This is a genomic window from Glaciihabitans sp. INWT7 (genome assembly GCF_014217685.1).
In the GTDB taxonomy this organism is placed as follows: domain Bacteria; phylum Actinomycetota; class Actinomycetes; order Actinomycetales; family Microbacteriaceae; genus Lacisediminihabitans.
Genome location: NZ_CP043653.1, coordinates 2,931,179 through 2,949,798, shown reverse-complemented (window position 1 = coordinate 2,949,798; position 18,620 = coordinate 2,931,179). Strand labels below are relative to the sequence as shown.

Genomic DNA, 18,620 nt, shown 5'->3' with positions numbered 1-18,620 from the left:
GAGTTGTAAAGGATGCCACGCAGTCTTAAAAAGGGCCCCTTCGTCGACGACCACCTGTTTCGCAAGGTGGCCAAGGCGAACGAAGCCAGCAGCAAGAGCGTTATCAAGACCTGGTCGCGTCGCTCGATGATCATCCCGTCTTTCCTGGGACACACCATCGCAGTGCACGACGGCCGCAAGCACATCCCGGTGTTCATCACCGAGACGATGGTTGGGCACAAGCTCGGAGAGTTTGCTCCCACCCGCACCTTCCGTGGACACGAGAAGGACGACAAGAAGGGTCGTCGCCGCTAGCGCGGGGACGGAAAGGTAAAGAGAAATGGTTGAATCCATCGCTCGCGTGAAGCACATTCGCGTCACCGCCACAAAGGCTCGTCGTGTCGTCAACATGATCCGCGGCAAGCAGGCACATGAGGCCCTGGCCATCCTGAAGTTCGCTCCTCAGGGTGCCAGCACCCCGGTCTACAAGCTCGTCGAGTCGGCTATCGCCAACGCCCGGGTCAAGGCCGATGCCAGCAACAGCTACCTGGATGAGCAGGACCTGTTCGTCTCGTCGGCGTACGTCGACGAGGGAACGACCCTCAAGCGCTTCCAGCCTCGTGCCCAGGGACGCGCGTTCCAGATCCTGAAGCGCACCAGCCACATCACGATCGTCCTAGCAACGCCGGATGAGAACGAGACCGCTGTTGTGGCTTCCAAGCGTCCATCGACTGCGAAGGCAGGGAAGAAGTAATGGGACAGAAAGTAAACCCCTACGGGTTCCGCCTGGGAATCACCACCGACCACGTGTCGCGTTGGTTCTCGGACAGCACCAAGGTCGGACAGCGCTACAGCGACTTCGTCGCCGAAGACATCAAGATCCGCAACCTGCTCAAGACCTCGCTCGACCGCGCCGGAGTGGCGCGCATCGAGATCGAGCGCACCCGTGACCGCGTTCGCGTCGACATCCACACCGCCCGTCCGGGCATCGTGATCGGTCGTCGTGGCGCCGAGGCCGAGCGCATCCGCACCGACCTCGAGAAGCTCTCGGGCAAGCAGATCCAGCTCAACATCCTCGAGGTCAAGAACCCCGAGGCCGAGGCCCAGCTCGTGGCACAGGGGATCGCGGAGCAGCTCAGCGCTCGCGTCGCGTTCCGTCGTGCCATGCGCAAGGGGCTCCAGGGTGCTCAGCGCACTCCCACGGTCAAGGGTGTTCGAATCCAGGTCTCCGGTCGTCTCGGTGGCGCAGAAATGAGCCGCTCCGAGTTCTACCGCGAGGGTCGCGTTCCGCTGCACACGTTGCGCGCGAACATCGACTACGGCTTCTACGAGGCCAAGACCACCTTCGGCCGCATCGGCGTGAAGGTCTGGATCTACAAGGGCGACATCACCAACAAGGAGCTCGCTCGCGAGCAGGCCAACGCCAAGTCAACGCGCCCCGAGCGCCGCGACGACCGCCGTGATGGTGCCCGCGACAGCGGACCGCGTCGTGGAGCTGCCCCGGCAGCCGCGGCCGCTCCGAAGGCAGACGCTGCTCCGGCAGCCGTAGCAGTGGAGGCCTAGAGCCATGTTGATTCCCCGCAGGGTCAAGCACCGTAAGCAGCATCACCCCGGCCGTAGCGGCCAGGCGACCGGTGGCACGACTGTGACGTTCGGCGAGTACGGCATCCAGGCCATCACTCCCGCCTATGTGACCAACCGCCAGATCGAGGCAGCTCGAATCGCGATGACCCGTCACATCAAGCGTGGTGGAAAGGTGTGGATCAACATCTACCCCGACCGCCCGCTCACCAAGAAGCCGGCCGAAACCCGCATGGGTTCCGGTAAGGGTTCTCCAGAGTGGTGGATCGCCAACGTCAAGCCGGGTCGCGTGCTCTTCGAGCTCGCCGGCGTCAGTGACGTTGTCGCTCGCGAGGCGCTCACCCGCGCCATCCACAAACTGCCACTCAAGGCACGCATCATCAAGCGCGAGGAGGGCGACGCATAATGGCGATCGGTTCCAAAGAGCTCGCTCCAGACGAGCTCGACACCTTCGAAGACGAGCGACTCGTCGACGAACTCAAGAAGGCCAAGGAAGAGCTGTTCAACCTGCGCTTCCAGTCGGCCACCGGCCAGCTGGAAAGCCACGGTCGCCTTCGCGCTGTCAAGCGCGACATCGCTCGCATCTACACGGTCATCCGTGAGCGCGAGCTGGGCATCCGTGCGACTCCTGCTCCGGTCGAGGTAGCCCCGAAGGCTGCCGCCAAGAAGACCAAGAAGACTGCGGATGTTGCGGAAGCAGCCCCCGAGTCGGCTGAGGAGAAGAAGTAATGGCTACCGAGACCAAGAGCACCGAGCCGCAAGAGACGGCTGCGGACCGCGGATACCGCAAGACCCGTCGTGGCTATGTCACGAGCGACAAGATGGACAAGACCATCGTCGTCGAGGTCGAGGACCGCGTAAAGCACCCCCTCTACGGCAAGGTGATCCGCCGCACCTCCAAGGTCAAGGCGCACGATGAGGCCAACGCGGCCGGCATCGGCGACCTCGTCATCATCAGCGAGACCCGCCCGCTCAGTGCCACAAAGCACTGGCGCCTGGTCGAGATCCTCGAGAAGGCCAAGTAGGCCTCGCGCTTACTTCGTATAAGGACACCTAAATGCTTCAGCAGGAATCCAGGCTCAAGGTCGCCGATAACACCGGTGCCAAGGAGCTGCTCACGATTCGCGTACTCGGTGGCTCCGGCCGTCGTTACGCCGGCCTCGGCGACATCATCGTCGCCACGGTCAAGGATGCGATCCCTGGCGGCAACGTCAAGAAGGGTGACGTCGTCAAGGCAGTCATCGTGCGCACCAAGAAAGAGACCCGTCGTCCCGACGGCTCCTACATCAAGTTCGACGAGAACGCCGCCGTCATCCTCAAGGCAGACGGCGACCCTCGTGGCACTCGTATCTTCGGACCGGTCGGTCGCGAACTCCGCGACAAGAAGTTCATGAAGATCATCTCGCTCGCACCGGAGGTCTTGTAACCATGGCGAACATCAAAAAGGGCGATCTCGTCCAGCTCATCAGCGGCCGCAGCCAGGCCCGCGGTGGCGACCGTGGCAAGCAGGGCCGCGTCATCGAGGTGCTCGTGGAGAAGAACCGCGTCGTCGTCGAGGGGCTCAACTACATCACCAAGCACGTCCGCGTCGGCCAGAGCGACCGCGGCACCAAGACCGGCGGTATCGAGACGCGCGAAGCGCCGATCCACGTGTCGAATGTGCAGCTGGTCAATCCCGACACCAAGCAGCCGGCTCGCGTCGGCTTTGCGGTGGAGACGGATGCCTCGGGCAAGACGACCCGTACGCGCTACTTCAAGGACTCTCGACGCACTCCCGTGAAGGCGACTGCGAAGAAGGCCGACTCGAAGAAGGCAGACACCGCGAAGGCTGACACCGCGAAGGCCGACAAGGCCGACGACGTCGTGGTCACCGACGGAATCGTGAGCGACGAGGAGTCCACGACTCCCGTTGCGACCGAGGCAGTCGAGCCGAAGGCGAAGGCCGCTCCGAAGGCGAAGGCCGCTGCCACGAAGGCTGCAGCCCCCAAGGCGAAGGCCGCACCCAAGACCACCAAGGCAACTGAGAAGGACGCCGACTAATGACTGACACTGCAACTGCAGCTGGCAAAATCCAGCCGCGCCTCAAGCAGAAGTACAAGACCGAGATCTCTGCCCAGCTGGCCAAGGACTTCGGCTTCACGAACGTGCACCAGGTGCCCGGGCTCGTGAAGATCGTCGTCAACACCGGTGTCGGCGAGGCCGCCCGCGACGGCAAGATCATCGATGGGGCCGTCAAGGACCTCACCGCGATCACCGGCCAGAAGCCGCAGGTCACCGCCGCTCGCAAGTCCATCGCGCAGTTCAAGCTCCGCGAGGGCCAGCCGATCGGCGCCCACGTCACCCTCCGTGGTGACCGGGCCTGGGAGTTCCTCGACCGTCTGCTCTCGCTCGCGCTTCCCCGCATCCGCGACTTCCGCGGTCTGTCGGACAAGCAGTTCGACGGCAACGGCAACTACACCTTCGGCCTCACGGAGCAGTCCATGTTCCACGAAATCGACCAGGACCGCATCGATCGCGTCCGCGGCTTCGACATCACCGTCGTCACCACCGCCAAGACCGACGATGAGGGCCGCGCACTGCTCAAGGCCCTCGGGTTCCCGTTCCGTAACGCGGAGAACACTCCCGTCTAACCCATGCATCACCGATCATCAAGGTCGCCAGTTCCGTAAGAGCTGGCGAAACCGGGTGAGGAAGGCACCACCATCATGACAATGACAGATCCGGTCGCAGACCTGCTGACCAGACTGCGCAACGCGAACTCGGCCTACCACGACACCGTGTCCATGCCGAATAGCAAGCTCAAGTCCCACATCGCCGAGATCCTCGAGACCGAGGGTTACATCGGAGGATGGAAGATCGAGGATGCGCGCGTCGGCAAGACCCTGACCCTCGACCTCAAGTACGGCCCCAACCGTGAGCGCTCCATCGCTGGAATCAAGCGTGTCTCGAAGCCCGGCCTCCGCGTCTACGCGAAGTCCACGGAGATCCCTCGCGTTCTCGGTGGCCTCGGTGTCGCGATCCTCTCGACCTCCTCTGGCCTCCTCACGGATCGCCAGGCGTCAAAGAAGGGCGTGGGTGGGGAAGTCCTCGCCTACGTGTGGTAACCACCGATGTCACGTATTGGACGCCTTCCCATTGAGATCCCCACAGGGGTCGATGTCACGGTGACCGGCTCGGCCGTCACCGTCAAGGGCCCGAAGGGTGAGCTCGCGCTCACCGTCGCAAGCCCGATCGAGGTCAAGATCGAGGATGGCCAGCTCCTGGTCACCCGCCCGGACGACGAGCGCGAATCGCGTTCGCTTCACGGCCTCACCCGCACCCTGATCGCCAACCAGATCATCGGCGTCACGACCGGCTACTCCAAGGGCCTCGAGATCGTCGGTACCGGTTATCGCGTGCAGGCGAAGGGCAGCTCGCTCGAGTTCGCTCTCGGCTTCTCGCACTCGATCACGGTCGATCCCCCGGCCGGCATCTCCTTTGCCGTCGAAGGCAACAACAAGCTGACGGTGCACGGCATCGACAAGCAGGCTGTCGGAGAAGTCGCCGCCAACATTCGTAAATTGCGCAAGCCGGAGCCCTACAAGGGCAAGGGCGTTCGCTACGCAGGCGAGGTAGTCCGCCGCAAGGCCGGAAAGAGTGGTAAGTGATCATGGCTCTCGGAACTAGAGGCAAGAGCAAGTCGGCCGCAAAGGGCCGCAGGCACGCACGTCTTCGCAAGAAGATCGTCGGCACCGAACTTCGACCGCGTCTCGTGGTCACCCGTTCGGCCCGCCACGTCTTCGTGCAGGTCGTCGACGACAGCAAGGGTTTCACCCTCGCCTCGGCATCGACCCTCGAAGCAGACATGCGCACGTTCGACGGCGACAAGACCGCCAAGGCACGCAAGGTCGGCGAACTCGTCGCCGAGCGCGCGAAGGCCGCCGGCGTCGAAGCCGTCGTTTTCGATCGCGGTGGAAGCAAGTACGCGGGACGCGTCGCTGCCATCGCCGAAGGAGCTCGAGAGGGTGGACTGGACCTGTGAGCGACACAACTAACACCAGCAAGGAGACCCCTGTGGCAACCGAAGCCGAACCGACCGTCACGGTCGTCGAGACTGCGGCCGCAACCGAGCCCGCTGCAAACGAGCCTCGTGAGGCCCGCCGCGGTGGACGCGAGCGCAACCCCAACCAGCAGCGCGGGAGCCGTGACTCTGAGAAGAGCCAGTTCCTCGAGCGCGTCGTCACCATCAACCGCGTCTCCAAGGTCGTCAAGGGTGGTCGTCGCTTCAGCTTCACCGCTCTCGTCGTCGTCGGCGACGGCAACGGACTGGTCGGAGTCGGCTACGGCAAGGCCCGCGAGGTGCCGACGGCGATCTCCAAGGGCGTCGAGGAGGCGAAGAAGAACTTCTTCCGCGTTCCCCGCGTCGGAGTGACCATCCCGCACCCCGTCCAGGGTGAAGCCGCAGCCGGCGTCGTGCTGCTGCGTCCGGCATCCGCCGGTACCGGTGTTATCGCCGGTGGTCCGGTGCGCGCCGTGCTCGAGTGCGCCGGCATCCATGACGTGCTGAGCAAGTCGCTCGGCTCGTCCAACACGATCAACATCGTGCACGCTACCGTCGCTGCCCTCAAGCAGCTCGAGGAGCCGAGTGCGGTCGCCGCACGTCGCGGTCTCTCGCTCGAGGATGTCGCGCCCGCGCGTCTCCTGCGTGCCCAGGCTGACGCAAAGGCAGGTGTCTGATGGCTGCTCGCCTGAAGGTGACCCAGATCAAGTCCAAAATTAGTGAGAAGCAGAACCAGCGCGACACGTTGCGGAGCCTCGGGCTCCACCGCATCGGCGACGTCGTGGTTCGCGAGGACAACTCGCAGAACCGCGGCTACGTCCGCACCGTCGCTCACCTGGTCAAGGTCGAGGAGATTGACTAATGGCTGAAGAAACGAAGGCCGACAAGGCCCCCGCCGCAGCCCCCAAAAAGGCCAGCACGGCGAAGGCTGCAGCCCCCAAGGCTGCTGCTGAGAAGGCGCCCGCTGCCAAGGCGACCACCACGAAGGCCGCTCCGGCGAAGAAGGCTGCAGAGCCCGTCGCCGAGGCGCGTCCGCAGGTGCTAAAGATGCACCACCTCCGCCCGGCTCCCGGCGCGAAGAAGGATCGCACCCGCGTCGGACGCGGTGAAGGATCCAAGGGTAAGACTGCAGGCCGTGGAACCAAGGGCACGAAGGCCCGCTACACGGTGCGCGTCGGACTCGAGGGTGGAAACCTGAATAGCATCATGCGTACCCCGAAGCTGCGCGGGTTCAAGAACCCGTTCCGCGTCGAGTACCAGGTCGTGAACCTCGAGAAGCTGGCCGAGCTCTACCCGGCCGGTGGAGACGTCACCATCGGCGACCTCGTCGCCAAGGGTGCCGTGCGCAAGAACGAGAAGGTCAAGGTTCTCGGCGCTGGTGACATTGCAGTTAAGCTGAACGTTGCAGTTGACAAGGTCTCTGGCTCTGCCGAGCAGAAGATCGTTGCAGCGGGCGGTTCCGTAAACTAAGTCGACCGCCGGGCCACGGCCCGGTGATCTAACGTAGTTGCAGCCGTCCAGGTGGCCCGAGAGGGCCACCTGCTTCGCCCGACCGTTCTCACCAGGAGGCCTCGTTGTTCAGAGCCGTAGCGCGGATCTTCCGCACCCCCGATCTTCGTAAGAAGATCGGTTTCACGCTCGCACTGATTGCGCTCTTCCGCCTCGGGTCCTTCATCCCGTCGCCGTTCGTCAACTTCGGCAACGTGCAGACCTGCCTCGCCGCAAACTCCGGCACCTCTGGCTTGTACGAGCTGGTCAACCTGTTCAGTGGCGGGGCTCTGCTCCAGCTGTCGATCTTCGCGCTCGGCATCATGCCCTACATCACGGCATCGATCATCGTGCAGCTGCTGCGCGTCGTGATCCCCCACTTCGACACCCTCTACAAAGAGGGCCAGTCCGGCCAGGCTCGCCTGACCCAGTACACCCGCTACCTCACCATCGCTCTCGGTGTTCTGCAGTCCACGACCCTGATCACCGTCGCTCGCAGCGGCGCCCTCTTCCCGACCTCCACCGGCACGCCGGAGTGCTCGGCCCTCATCACCAACTCCGCCTGGTACGCGATCCTGCTCATGGTGATCACCATGACCGCAGGCACCGGCCTCATCATGTGGATGGGCGAGCTCATCACCGAGCGCGGCATCGGCAACGGAATGTCGATCCTCATCTTCACCTCGATCGCCGCCCGCTTCCCCGGATCCCTCTGGGCCATCAAGCAGTCGAAGGGCTTCGAGACCTTCCTGCTGGTGATCGCGATGGGCATCGTGATCATGGCGCTCGTGGTCTACGTCGAACAGTCCCAGCGACGCATCCCGGTGCAATATGCCAAGCGGATGGTCGGCCGGCGCACATACGGCGGCAACAACACCTACATTCCAATCAAGGTCAACATGGCCGGCGTGGTGCCGGTGATCTTCGCGTCCTCGCTGCTCTACCTGCCGGCGCTGATCGCCCAGTTCAACCAGCCTGCCCCCGGCAAGGCCCCCGCCCCCTGGGTCACCTGGATCACCGACAACCTGCGCACGGGTGACAACCCGCTGTACATGGCCCTGTACTTCCTGCTCATCGTCGGGTTCACCTACTTCTATGTGGCGATCACCTTCAACCCGGAGGAAGTCGCCGACAACATGAAGAAGTACGGCGGATTCATCCCCGGCATCCGTGCCGGCCGCCCGACCGCCGAGTATCTCGACTACGTGCTCACCCGCGTGACCCTGCCGGGGTCCATCTACCTCGGCCTGATCGCTCTCGTGCCGTTGATCGCACTCGGCCTGTTCGGTGCGAACCAGAACTTCCCCTTCGGTGGCGCGAGCATCCTGATCATCGTGGGTGTGGGGCTCGAGACGGTCAAGCAGATCGACTCCCAGCTGCAGCAGCGCCACTACGAGGGCCTGCTCCGTTGACCCGCCTGCTGATCGTCGGCCCGCCCGGGGCCGGCAAGGGCACTCAGTCTGCTCGTCTCCTCGAGACCTACGCGATCCCCGCGATCGCCACCGGAGACATCTTCCGTAAGAACATCAAGGAAGAGACCCCACTCGGCATCGAGGTGAAGGCGATCGTGGATGCGGGCGACTACGTGCCCGATTCCCTCACGAATGCGCTGGTCAAGAGTCGTCTCGAAGAGGCCGACGCGCGGGATGGATTCCTGCTCGACGGCTACCCCCGCACCCTCGAGCAGGTGTCGTACCTCGACGACCTGCTCGCCGCGAAGGGGCAGTCCCTCGACGCCGTGATCCAGCTCGTCGCCGACCAGGAGGAAGTGGTCGCCCGGTTGCGCAAGCGCGCGATCGAGCAGGGTCGAGCCGATGACACCGAAGACGCGATCCGCCATCGTCAGCAGGTGTACGGCCGCGAGACCACTCCATTGATCGCCGTCTACCGCGATCGCGATCTGTTGATCGAGGTCGATGGTCTCGGCGAGATCGATGACGTGAGCTCCCGTATCTCCGAGGCACTGGCCGCTCGCGGAATCGTGCCCGCAGCGAAGTGAGCCTTCGCAAGAACATCTACAAGACTCCGGCGGAGCTGAGGCTCATGGTCTCGCCCGGCCGTGCAACAGCAGCATCCCTCGCCGCAGTGAAGTCCGCGATCCGGGCGGGCGTCACGACGCTCGAGCTCGACGCGATCGCCGAGGCGACCATCAGGGGTCTCGGCGCCGTGCCGAACTTCATGAAGGAGCCCGGATATCGGCACACGATCTGTGCCTCCGTGAACGACGACGTCGTGCACGGCATCCCGGGCTCGCGCGTGCTCGAGCCCGGCGACATCGTGTCCATCGACAGCGGAGCCGAGCTGGCCGGCTGGAACGGGGACGCGGCCATCACCGTCGTCGTTCCGGACCCCACGAGACCCTCCCTCGTTGCGGAGCGGCAGAAGCTCTCGGATGTCACGGAGCAGTCGCTCTGGCGGGGCATCGCCTCCCTCGCGTCCGCCACCCATCTCAACCACATCGGTGGGGAGATGGAGGACTACATCGACAGCCAGGGGAGCTACGGCATCTTGGAGGACTATGTCGGCCACGGCATCGGGCGCTCCATGCACGAGGATCCACCCGTGTTCAACTACCGGGTGTGTGACCGAGGGCCGCGGGTGAAGCCCGGGCTCGTCGTTGCAATCGAACCGATGGTCACTGCGGGGGGAATCGACACCTTCACTCGGGAAGACGAGTGGACCGTCGCGACCCTGGACGGCACGATGGCCGCGCACTGGGAGCACTCCGTGGCAGTACACGGCGGAGGCATCTGGGTGCTCACCGCCGAGGACGGCGGAGCCTCAGCTCTCGCTCCCCTCGGTGTGGTCCCCGTCCCCATCCCCTGATCGCCCGCGATCCGCTGACCTCGCGAAAACGCAGGAGATCGGCCACGAAACCGACCACTTTGCGGCGATAGCCCCATTTTGGTGGCGAATCTCCTGCGTTTTCGAGAGGGACGGATGCCGGGGAGCATCTGTTCGCGGTGGGCGGAGGCGGAGTATAGGCACAAGTTGGCAAAACGCCCGGGATTGGCATAAGATCGATCTTTGGTGTCTGCTGCCTGTTTAATCACGCCCAGACTGCCACAATCCATCCGCACGACCAGTAAACAATACTTTTAGCGACGAAGAGGCTATGGCCAAAAAAGACGGTGTCATCGAAATCGAGGGTGCAGTAGTTGAAGCTCTGCCCAACGCAATGTTCCGCGTTGAGTTGACCAACGGCCACAAAGTCCTCGCCCATATTTCGGGGAAGATGCGCCAGCACTACATCCGTATCCTCCCTGAGGACCGCGTGATCGTAGAGCTGAGCCCGTATGACCTGACCCGCGGCCGGATCGTCTACCGCTACAAGTAGTGCCACCCGGCACGAGATTGCTGGAAAGTAACGGCTGGTTCGGCATGACGTCGAACCTGTACGAAGACAGCGAAAGAAGAAATCAATGAAGGTCGCCCCGAGCGTCAAGCCCATGTGCGAGCACTGCCGCGTGATCCGTCGCAACGGAAACGTCATGGTCATCTGCAAGAACAACCCGCGCCACAAGCAGCGCCAGGGTTAGGTCTCGACCGGGCCGCCGAGCGGCTCTTTCGAGCACCGGAAACAACTGAAAACGCACCACCCATAGCAACACCAGATCCCACGCAGGTGGGGGACACCAGCGGTCGGAGGCCGCTGCACAGGTGCTGTTACAGACCTCCACTCACAACCAGGAGAAGCCACTATGGCTCGTCTAGCAGGAGTCGACATCCCGCGCGATAAGCGCGTCGAGGTCGCATTGACCTACATCTACGGTGTTGGCCGCACGAGGGCACTCAAGACCCTCGCCGACACCGAAATCAGCGGGGAGATCCGCGTCAAGGATCTGACCGATGACCAGCTCATCGCGCTCCGCGACTACGTCGAAGGAAACTTCAAGGTGGAGGGTGACCTCCGTCGCGAGGTCGCCGCGGACATCCGTCGCAAGGTCGAGATCGGCAGCTACCAGGGCATTCGTCACCGCCGTGGTCTCCCGGTGCACGGACAGCGCACCAAAACCAACGCTCGTACCCGCAAGGGCCCGAAGCGCACCGTCGCAGGCAAGAAGAAGGCCCGATAGCGAGCACTGCTCGTATCGCCATAAAAGTTTTAGGAGAAAACAATGGCAGCACCAAAATCGGCCGCTCGTAAGCCGCGTCGTAAAGAGAAGAAGAACGTCGCTGTCGGTCAGGCTCACATCAAGTCGACCTTCAACAACACCATCGTCACGATCACCGACCCCACCGGTGCCGTACTGAGCTGGGCATCGTCCGGCACGGTCGGCTTCAAGGGTTCGCGTAAGTCCACGCCGTTCGCCGCCCAGCTCTCCGCCGAGTCCGCTGCGCGCCAGGCGCAGGAGCACGGCGTCAAGAAGGTCGACGTCTTCGTCAAGGGACCGGGATCCGGCCGCGAGACCGCGATCCGCTCGCTTCAGGCTGCAGGCCTCGAGGTCGGCTCGATCAACGACGTCACCCCTCAGGCGCACAACGGATGCCGTCCGCCCAAGCGCCGTCGCGTCTAGGCGCACAGCGCCACACTCGCCTGCGGGTCGAGTAGCGAGCGCTTGTCGAGCGTGTCGAGACACCAGCCACCACCGTGTGACGGGGGTCTCGACACGGCCGTGAGCGGCGTACTCGTCCAGCATCAGCACAGATTTTCGAACACAACTCAATAGAACGACGGGCCCGCCACCCGCCGCACGCACAAGTGTCAAATAGCGGACACTTCGCCGAAAGGAATCACCAGTGCTTATTGCACAGCGTCCAACTCTTACCGAAGAGAACATCTCCGAGTTCCGTTCACGGTTCATCATCGAGCCGCTCGAACCCGGCTTCGGTTACACCCTCGGCAACTCGCTTCGTCGTACCCTCCTCTCCTCGATTCCCGGAGCCGCCGTCACGAGCATCCGCATCGACGGAGTGCTGCACGAGTTCTCGACGATCGCGGGCGTGAAGGAAGACGTCACCGAGATCATCCTGAACATCAAGGGCCTCGTCGTCTCGAGCGAGCACGACGAGCCGATCACTGCCTACCTGCGCAAGCAGGGGGCCGGCCAGGTCACGGCTGCAGACATCTCGGCTCCGGCCGGTGTCGAGATCCACAACCCGGAGCTCGTGATCGCGACGCTCAACGACAAGGCGAAGTTCGAACTCGAGCTCACCGTCGAGCGCGGCCGCGGCTATGTCTCCGCGACCCAGAACCGCAGCGAATTCAGCGAAGCCGGCCAGATTCCGATCGACTCGATCTACTCCCCGGTGCTCAAGGTCACCTACCGCGTCGAAGCCACCCGTGCCGGCGAGCGCACCGACTTCGACCGCCTTGTGGTGGATGTCGAGACCAAGAACGCGATCACCCCTCGCGACGCCATCGCATCCGCGGGTCGCACGCTGACCGAGCTGTTCGGCCTGGCGCGCGAGCTCAACTCGGCAGCCGAGGGCATCGAGATCGGTCCGGCTCCGGTTGACGCCGTTCTCTCGAGCGAACTCAGCATGCCGATCGAGGACCTCGACCTGTCTGTGCGCAGCTACAACTGCCTCAAGCGCGAGGGAATCAACACCGTCAGCGAACTCGTCGCCCTCTCGGAGACGCAGCTCATGAACATCCGCAACTTCGGACAGAAGTCGGTGGACGAGGTCAAGGACAAGCTCGTAGAGCTCGGCCTGAGCCTCAAGGACACCGTGCCCGGCTTCGACGGCGCGCACTTCTACAGCGGCTACGACGACGTCGAAGAAGCCAACTAGGCCCTCGGCACCTACCTTTTCAGACCTGGAGAAATGACTAATGGCTGCACCAACTAAGGGACCCCGCCTCGGCGGTGGACCGGCGCACGAGCGCCTCATGCTTGCGAACCTCGCGGCTGCCCTGTTCACCCACAAGAGCATCAAGACGACCGAGACGAAGGCCAAGCGCATGCGTCCTCTCGTCGAGAGGCTCATCACCTTCGCCAAGCGTGGAGACCTCCACGCCCGCCGTCGCGTCCTCGCGACGATCGGCGACAAGACTGTCGTGCACGAGCTCTTCACCGAGATCGCGCCGCTCGTCGAGTTGCGTGAAGGCGGCTACACCCGCATCACCAAGCTCGGCTTCCGCAAGGGCGACAACGCCTCGATGGTTCAGATCGAACTCGTACTCGAGCCCGTGAGCCCCAAGCCGAAGTCGGCGAAGAAGTCCGCCAAGGCGCAGGCACCTGTTGCCGAGGCTCCGGTCGAGGACGAAGCCCCGGCCGAGTCCCCCGTCGAAGAGTCGGAGGCCCAGGTCGAGGCAATCGACGCAGAGACCGCCGAGGTCACTGCTGAGGAGCCCGCCGCTTCGGAAGAAGACGCGAAGTAGGTTTTCACCGATGATGGCCCCGCCTGTTGGCGGGGCCATCATCCGTTAATCGGCCAGCGAGCCGCACTCCCGAGTACCGTGGCACCATGGCCAGCGATGCAGCAACCCTCGAAGTCCCCGGACCCCACGGCACTCGGCAGATGCGGGTATCGAGCCCGTCACGAGTGCTCTGGCCGGAGCTCGGGATCACCAAGCTCGACCTCGCGCGCTACGTGGCGGAGGTGGGCGACGCCTTCGTCCGGGCGAATGGCGATCGACCCGTCTCCCTCCAGCGATTTGCGGAGGGGATCGACGGAGAGCAGTTCTTCTCGAAGAACCCGCCCAAGGGGGCGCCCGATTTCGTGCGGGCGGTTCCGGTGGTCTACCCGAGCGGGCGCTCGCATCCGCAACTCGTCATCGATGAGCCCGCGGCGGCCGTCTGGGCGGTGCAGATGAACACGATCGTCTTCCACCCCTGGCCCTCCCGCGCGGAGGACACCGACAATCCAGACCAGTTGCGCATCGATCTCGACCCACAGCCCGGCACCGACTTCGACGACGCGATTCCCGCGGCGATCGAGCTGCGCGCCCTGCTCGCCGAGGTCGGGCTCGACGCGTTCATCAAGACCTCGGGCAATCGCGGGCTGCACGTCTTCGCACCGATCGAACCAAGCCGCGAGTTTCTCGACGTGAGGCATGCCGTGATCGCAGCGGCCAGGGAATTGGAACGACGGATGCCGAAACAGGTGACGACGGCATGGTGGAAGGAGGAGCGCGGAGAGCGGATCTTCGTCGACTTCAACCAGGCCAACCGGGATCGCACCATGGCCGGTGCCTACAGTCCCCGGGCGCTCGCCCACGCACCGGTGTCATGCCCGATCGAGTGGAGCGAGCTGGAGTCCGTGGACCCTCGAGCGCTCACCGTGCTCACCGTTCCCGAACGACTGGCGAGCTCGGGCGATCCCTGGCAGCGCATGGGCGAGAAGCCCGGAACCATAGACGCGCTCTATGGATGGTGGGAGCGGGACCTCGGGAACGGCCTCGGCGAGTTGCCCTTCCCTCCCGACTTCCCGAAGATGCCCGGGGAGCCCCCGCGCGTGCAGCCCAGTCGGGCGAAGCATCCGGAGTCCTGACTCCGGACCGCGCTAGAGCGGCACTCCGGCGAGCCCGAAATCATTGGGGCTGCGTGACGGCGGCAGTTCGGCCAGCCGCTGCAGGGCATCCGTCACCGCGCGCACATAGATGGCGCCGCCGGCGGCTCCGGGATGGATCTGGTCCCGGGCGAGCAGGTCGAGTCGTGAGGAGATCGCGTCACGCCAGTTCGCGAGTTCGACAGAGCGATACTGCTGGGCGAACCGCGTGAGGGTGACGTTGACCTCGTCGGTCCAGCCCCGCGGAGCCTGCACGTTCACGACGACAATCTCGTGACGAGGGCCCACGATGGACCGGATCTGGTCGAGGGACTGCTGGTCGATCGGACCATTGGTGCCGAGCCCGATCAGCAGCACCGGTCGCAGCGTGCCGGCGTCACGCATCCCCTGCACGATCGCGGGCGCTGAAGAGAGCTGCCGTGACACGACAGCATCGATCTGGATACCGGGAAACCCGGCCTGGAGTTCTGGCGCGGAGGCAAGCATGACCGAGTCGCCGATCGCGTCGATCTGGTCCCCGCCTGGCAAGGCGGGAGGGGTCGCAGCGGCGGCGGAGGGCCTTTGGCGCGCCGGTGCCACCGACTCGCTCCCCTTCTCGATCGCGGCTTGCGCGTCGGTAGTGCCCGGGTCGGCGGCGATGGCGACACCGGTGGTGCCGACGAGCGCCGCAATCAGCGCAACGGACGAGACGATCCCGATGATCCTGCGCGCCGTCCGCGGCCGGGAGCCGAGCCATCCGGCAACGACAGCACGGAACCCGGTGCGGTGGATCGGCTGCTCGATGAAGCGGTAGGAGGCGGTGGCGGCGACGACGGTCAGCACGAGTGCGATCGCGCCGAGCATCCATCCGCTGCCGCCGCGCGACACCGAGGGGAGCGCTGCCGTCACCAGCACCCACGCCGGCCAGTGCCAGAGATAGAGACCGTAGGAGCGCGCGCCGATCCAGCGCAGTGGAGCCCAGTCGAGGGTGGTGCCGACTCGCGAGACGACTGCGCCGGCGATCGCCAGCGCGGTGAGCAGAGCGACGAGAAGCAGCCCGCCACGGTAGGTGAAAGCCGCACCCGCCGGAAGCGCCAGCGCGATCGCGACGATACCGAGAACCGAGATCACCGCCACCGTCGGGAGCACTCGGCGGGCCGTCGGCCCGGTGCTCGCCGGCCAGTCCCGGTGCAGGATCGCGAGCGTCGCCCCGATCGCCAGGCCGAAGCTGTGCGTGTCGCTTCCGTAGTAGACCCGGGTGGGGTCACCGGTCGAGGCGAGAAGGATCATGGCTGCTGTCGAGGCAGCGCCGATCGCCACGACGACGACCAACCGCGCCCGCCGGGACCGCAGAGCGAGCACCAGCATGATCACCACGGGCCAGACGAGGTAGAACTGCTCTTCCACCGCCAGCGACCAGAGGTTGCGGAACAGCTCCGGCGAGGTCTCGTCGAAATAGCTCTGGGCGGCGGCGATGGACAGCCAGTTGCTGCTGAAGGTCGCGGCCCCGAGCACCTGGCGCCCCAGGTGGACGAGCGGATTGCCACCGATCAGGAGGGCGAGGGTCGCCGACACCACCACGACGAGTCCGAGGGCCGGCAGCAGACGCCGGCCGCGGCGCATCCAGAACCCCCCGAGGCGGATGCGACCCCGGGCATCTTTCTCGCGCATCAGGAGCCCCGTGATGAGGAATCCACTGATCACGAAGAAGACATCGACTCCGACGAATCCACCCGGGAGGATGCCGAACCCCAGATGGTAGAGGATCACGGCGGTGACGGCGATGGCGCGGAGGCCGTCCAGCCCGGGCAGCCGTGTCGATCGGGGATCGACGGAGCGCGGCATCCCCGCTGGTGCGGGAGCCGTCGATTCGAGGACTGAGGGGGAGGTAGTCATAGGGAGACCACTCGAGTTTCGTCGTGACCGGGCGGGAGGTCAACTCCGCTCGGAGTGGCGACCGGCGGGCAGATCGACGAACACACTTCGATCTAGACTCTGGGGTGTGGACGTCGAGAATCTCCCTGGCGTGAACATCATGCACGGCCCCCCGCAGGTGTCCGGACCCCTGCCGGGAAAGACCCGAATCCGCCTCGACCTCTCCTATGACGGGGGCAATTTCCTCGGCTGGTCTGCCCAGCCCGGATTGCGCACCGTGCAGGGCGAGCTCGAGTCGGCGCTGGCCATCATCTTCGGCAAGCACGGGCCGGTCGAGCCGCTCACCGTCGCTGGACGGACGGATGCGGGGGTGCACGCGACCGGACAGGTCGCGCATCTCGACGTGACGAAGGAGCAACTCGGTGTCTTGTCGCGCCCGAGGGGCAAGACACCCCCGTTGGCGCCCGGGGCTCGTTTCGACGGACCGCGCGCCCTCGGCCGGCGGCTCAACGGCATCGCGGGACTGAACGCCGACATCTACGTGTCGCGCGGATCCTTCGCTCCAGAGGGATTCGACGCCCGTTTCTCGGCGACCTGGCGGCGTTACCAGTATCGGGTCGCGGATGCCTCGGCCCCGCGCAATCCGCTGCTGCGGGGGCACACGCTCTGGTATCCGGCCGTTCTCGACCTCGATCGCATGAACCAGGCAGCGGAGGATCTCCTCGGGCTGCACGACTGGGCCGCCTTCTGTAAGCCCCGAGAGGGTGCGACGACGGTGCGGAGCCTCGAGCGCTTCTTCTGGACCAGAGCCGAGGACGGCGTGCTCACGGCAGAGGTGCGGGCCGACGCGTTCTGCCACAGCATGGTGCGATCCCTCGTCGGTGCGACGATCGCGGTGGGGGAGTCCAAGCTCGAGTCCGGCAGGCTCGTCGAGCTGCGAGACGAGCTCGATCGACCGAGTGACTTCAAGGTGCTGCCGGCCAAGGGGCTGACGCTCGTGGAGGTGGGATATCCGCCAGAGGCGGAGATGGCGGCCCGCGCGCACACCACGCGCAACCGGCGGCCGGTTTGACCCCGCACGGCCCCACGGACTAGTCTTGACCCTTGGTGCCTGCGCTGTGTGGCGTGGTATCACGAACTTGAGCCCTCCACCGGCAGCGTTCCGCGACATCGTCTGCGGAACACCCATCGGAGTGGGATTCACGAACACCTCATTTCGACACAAGAAAGCAGTACTACTGTGACGCGCACTTTCTCCCCCAAGCCCGAAGACGTTCAGCGTGAGTGGGTCATCATCGACGCCACTGACATCGTCCTCGGTCGTCTGGCCACCCACGCGGCAGTCCTGCTGCGCGGCAAGCACAAGGCGACCTTCGCTCCCCACATGGACATGGGCGACTTCGTCATCATCATCAACGCCGAGAAGGTCGCTCTCACCGGCGCGAAGCTCGCGCAGAAGCGGGCCTACCGCCACTCGGGCTACCCGGGCGGCCTCAGCTCGATGACCTATATCGAGATGCTCGAGAAGCACCCGACGCGTGCCGTCGAGAAGGCCGTGCGCGGCATGCTGCCGAAGAACTCGATCGGTCGCGCCCAGCTCACCAAGCTCAAGGTCTATGCAGGCGCCGAGCACCCCCACGCTGCCCAGCAGCCCAAGACCTACACCCTCGGCCAGGTCGCGCAGTAGCGCGCACCGACAGAATAAGGATTTCCAACATCATGGCGAAGATCGAAGATTCACTCGACGAAGCAGTTCTCGAGAGCTATTCCACCGAGAGCAGTGCAGCGGTCGAGACGAAGGCCCCTCGCGCGGTTCTGAACGTCCCCGGCGCAGCCGTCGGACGCCGCAAGCAGGCCATCGCCCGCGTGCGCATCGCTCCCGGATCCGGTGTCATCACCGTGAACGGTCGCACCCTCGAGGACTATTTCCCCAACAAGCTGCACCAGCAGCTCATCAACGACCCCTTCAAGATCCTCGACCTGCTCGGCAGCTACGACGTGATCGCCCGCATCACCGGCGGTGGCCCCTCGGGCCAGGCCGGCGCCCTGCGTCTCGGCATCTCGCGTTCGCTCAACCAGATCGACGAAGAGAACAACCGTGCGGCCCTCAAGAAGGCCGGCTTCCTCAGCCGTGACGCTCGCGTCAAGGAGCGCAAGAAGGCCGGACTCAAGAAGGCACGTAAGGCGCCTCAGTTCTCCAAGCGCTAACGCGCCGCAACTGACA

28 protein-coding genes and 1 pseudogene are annotated in these 18,620 nt (G+C 64.7%); 28 read left to right on the top strand and 1 reads right to left on the bottom strand.

Annotated elements, in window-relative coordinates:
- Nucleotides 1-12: 12 nt before the first annotated feature.
- The 25 genes and pseudogenes from rpsS (at nt 13) to ligD (ending at nt 14,524) form a co-directional block, all read left to right on the top strand.
- Nucleotides 13-294, top strand: coding sequence for a 30S ribosomal protein S19 (gene rpsS / locus F1C58_RS14250; RefSeq protein WP_185201712.1), 282 nt, complete (start codon nt 13-15; stop codon nt 292-294).
- 25 nt (nt 295-319) lie between these two features.
- Nucleotides 320-733 (top strand): 50S ribosomal protein L22, encoded by a 414-nt coding sequence (gene rplV, locus F1C58_RS14245; protein WP_185201711.1) that lies wholly within the window; start codon nt 320-322, stop codon nt 731-733.
- A complete protein-coding gene (gene rpsC, locus F1C58_RS14240; RefSeq protein WP_185201710.1) occupies nt 733-1,542 on the top strand; it encodes a 30S ribosomal protein S3 in 810 nt (269 codons plus the stop codon). Before rplV ends, rpsC begins: the two co-directional genes overlap by 1 nt.
- A gap of 4 nt (nt 1,543-1,546) precedes the next feature.
- On the top strand, nt 1,547-1,966 hold the full coding sequence (gene rplP, locus F1C58_RS14235; protein ID WP_147783470.1) for a 50S ribosomal protein L16: 420 nt from the start codon (nt 1,547-1,549) through the stop codon (nt 1,964-1,966).
- Complete coding sequence (gene rpmC / locus F1C58_RS14230; protein WP_185201709.1) at nt 1,966-2,289, top strand: 50S ribosomal protein L29; 324 nt, start codon at nt 1,966-1,968, stop codon at nt 2,287-2,289. The genes rplP and rpmC overlap by 1 nt, the downstream gene beginning before the upstream one ends.
- Nucleotides 2,289-2,585, top strand: coding sequence for a 30S ribosomal protein S17 (gene rpsQ / locus F1C58_RS14225; RefSeq protein WP_185201708.1), 297 nt, complete (start codon nt 2,289-2,291; stop codon nt 2,583-2,585). Before rpmC ends, rpsQ begins: the two co-directional genes overlap by 1 nt.
- A gap of 32 nt (nt 2,586-2,617) precedes the next feature.
- Nucleotides 2,618-2,986 carry a 50S ribosomal protein L14 gene (gene rplN, locus F1C58_RS14220; RefSeq protein WP_185201707.1) on the top strand — a complete coding sequence of 123 codons (369 nt, stop codon included), beginning with the start codon at nt 2,618-2,620 and terminating at the stop codon, nt 2,984-2,986.
- 2 nt (nt 2,987-2,988) lie between these two features.
- Nucleotides 2,989-3,324, top strand: a pseudogene (gene rplX / locus F1C58_RS14215) (50S ribosomal protein L24); the annotation flags it as partial.
- A gap of 275 nt (nt 3,325-3,599) precedes the next feature.
- Nucleotides 3,600-4,190: a 50S ribosomal protein L5 gene (gene rplE / locus F1C58_RS14210; RefSeq protein WP_185201706.1), complete on the top strand. Its 591-nt coding sequence runs from the start codon at nt 3,600-3,602 to the stop codon at nt 4,188-4,190.
- 75 nt (nt 4,191-4,265) lie between these two features.
- Nucleotides 4,266-4,664, top strand: coding sequence for a 30S ribosomal protein S8 (gene rpsH, locus F1C58_RS14205; protein ID WP_185201705.1), 399 nt, complete (start codon nt 4,266-4,268; stop codon nt 4,662-4,664).
- A gap of 6 nt (nt 4,665-4,670) precedes the next feature.
- Complete coding sequence (gene rplF, locus F1C58_RS14200; RefSeq protein ID WP_185201704.1) at nt 4,671-5,207, top strand: 50S ribosomal protein L6; 537 nt, start codon at nt 4,671-4,673, stop codon at nt 5,205-5,207.
- A 2-nt stretch (nt 5,208-5,209) separates the two neighbouring features.
- On the top strand, nt 5,210-5,581 hold the full coding sequence (gene rplR / locus F1C58_RS14195; protein ID WP_185204174.1) for a 50S ribosomal protein L18: 372 nt from the start codon (nt 5,210-5,212) through the stop codon (nt 5,579-5,581).
- 32 nt (nt 5,582-5,613) lie between these two features.
- Nucleotides 5,614-6,276, top strand: a complete 663-nt coding sequence (rpsE, locus tag F1C58_RS14190) for a 30S ribosomal protein S5 (protein WP_185204175.1) — start codon at nt 5,614-5,616, stop codon at nt 6,274-6,276.
- On the top strand, nt 6,276-6,461 hold the full coding sequence (rpmD, locus tag F1C58_RS14185; protein WP_097060176.1) for a 50S ribosomal protein L30: 186 nt from the start codon (nt 6,276-6,278) through the stop codon (nt 6,459-6,461). Before rpsE ends, rpmD begins: the two co-directional genes overlap by 1 nt.
- Complete coding sequence (gene rplO / locus F1C58_RS14180) at nt 6,461-7,069, top strand: 50S ribosomal protein L15 (RefSeq protein ID WP_185201703.1); 609 nt, start codon at nt 6,461-6,463, stop codon at nt 7,067-7,069. The genes rpmD and rplO overlap by 1 nt, the downstream gene beginning before the upstream one ends.
- 104 nt (nt 7,070-7,173) lie before the next feature.
- Nucleotides 7,174-8,499: a preprotein translocase subunit SecY gene (gene secY, locus F1C58_RS14175; RefSeq protein ID WP_185201702.1), complete on the top strand. Its 1,326-nt coding sequence runs from the start codon at nt 7,174-7,176 to the stop codon at nt 8,497-8,499.
- Complete coding sequence (locus F1C58_RS14170; protein WP_185201701.1) at nt 8,496-9,086, top strand: adenylate kinase; 591 nt, start codon at nt 8,496-8,498, stop codon at nt 9,084-9,086. The genes secY and F1C58_RS14170 overlap by 4 nt, the downstream gene beginning before the upstream one ends.
- A 44-nt stretch (nt 9,087-9,130) precedes the next feature.
- Nucleotides 9,131-9,913, top strand: coding sequence for a type I methionyl aminopeptidase (map, locus tag F1C58_RS14165; protein ID WP_370543719.1), 783 nt, complete (start codon nt 9,131-9,133; stop codon nt 9,911-9,913).
- A gap of 289 nt (nt 9,914-10,202) precedes the next feature.
- Nucleotides 10,203-10,424, top strand: a complete 222-nt coding sequence (gene infA, locus F1C58_RS14160; protein WP_022883252.1) for a translation initiation factor IF-1 — start codon at nt 10,203-10,205, stop codon at nt 10,422-10,424.
- 85 nt (nt 10,425-10,509) lie between these two features.
- Nucleotides 10,510-10,626: a 50S ribosomal protein L36 gene (rpmJ, locus tag F1C58_RS14155; protein WP_185201699.1), complete on the top strand. Its 117-nt coding sequence runs from the start codon at nt 10,510-10,512 to the stop codon at nt 10,624-10,626.
- Between the two features lie 162 nt (nt 10,627-10,788).
- The gene (gene rpsM, locus F1C58_RS14150; RefSeq protein ID WP_185201698.1) at nt 10,789-11,163 is read left to right on the top strand and encodes a 30S ribosomal protein S13; all 375 of its coding nucleotides are present in this window, start codon (nt 10,789-10,791) and stop codon (nt 11,161-11,163) included.
- Nucleotides 11,164-11,205: 42 nt separating this feature from the next.
- Nucleotides 11,206-11,604 carry a 30S ribosomal protein S11 gene (gene rpsK, locus F1C58_RS14145; protein ID WP_161885428.1) on the top strand — a complete coding sequence of 133 codons (399 nt, stop codon included), beginning with the start codon at nt 11,206-11,208 and terminating at the stop codon, nt 11,602-11,604.
- Nucleotides 11,605-11,827: 223 nt separating this feature from the next.
- Complete coding sequence (locus F1C58_RS14140) at nt 11,828-12,823, top strand: DNA-directed RNA polymerase subunit alpha (RefSeq protein ID WP_185201697.1); 996 nt, start codon at nt 11,828-11,830, stop codon at nt 12,821-12,823.
- Between the two features lie 40 nt (nt 12,824-12,863).
- On the top strand, nt 12,864-13,412 hold the full coding sequence (gene rplQ, locus F1C58_RS14135) for a 50S ribosomal protein L17 (RefSeq protein WP_185201696.1): 549 nt from the start codon (nt 12,864-12,866) through the stop codon (nt 13,410-13,412).
- Nucleotides 13,413-13,498: 86 nt separating this feature from the next.
- The gene (gene ligD, locus F1C58_RS14130; protein ID WP_185201695.1) at nt 13,499-14,524 is read left to right on the top strand and encodes a non-homologous end-joining DNA ligase; all 1,026 of its coding nucleotides are present in this window, start codon (nt 13,499-13,501) and stop codon (nt 14,522-14,524) included.
- Nucleotides 14,525-14,536: 12 nt separating this feature from the next.
- Here ligD and F1C58_RS14125 read toward each other — a convergent pair whose 3' ends face one another.
- Nucleotides 14,537-16,417, bottom strand: a complete 1,881-nt coding sequence (locus tag F1C58_RS14125) for an acyltransferase family protein (protein WP_185201694.1) — start codon at nt 16,415-16,417, stop codon at nt 14,537-14,539.
- A gap of 139 nt (nt 16,418-16,556) precedes the next feature.
- Between F1C58_RS14125 and F1C58_RS14120 the strand changes: the two genes are divergently transcribed.
- From F1C58_RS14120 to rpsI, 3 genes are all read left to right on the top strand, one after another.
- The gene (locus F1C58_RS14120) at nt 16,557-17,468 is read left to right on the top strand and encodes a tRNA pseudouridine(38-40) synthase TruA (protein ID WP_185204173.1); all 912 of its coding nucleotides are present in this window, start codon (nt 16,557-16,559) and stop codon (nt 17,466-17,468) included.
- A 168-nt stretch (nt 17,469-17,636) separates the two neighbouring features.
- A complete protein-coding gene (gene rplM, locus F1C58_RS14115) occupies nt 17,637-18,083 on the top strand; it encodes a 50S ribosomal protein L13 (protein WP_185201693.1) in 447 nt (148 codons plus the stop codon).
- Nucleotides 18,084-18,115: 32 nt separating this feature from the next.
- Nucleotides 18,116-18,604: a 30S ribosomal protein S9 gene (gene rpsI / locus F1C58_RS14110; RefSeq protein WP_185201692.1), complete on the top strand. Its 489-nt coding sequence runs from the start codon at nt 18,116-18,118 to the stop codon at nt 18,602-18,604.
- Nucleotides 18,605-18,620 lie beyond the last annotated feature (16 nt).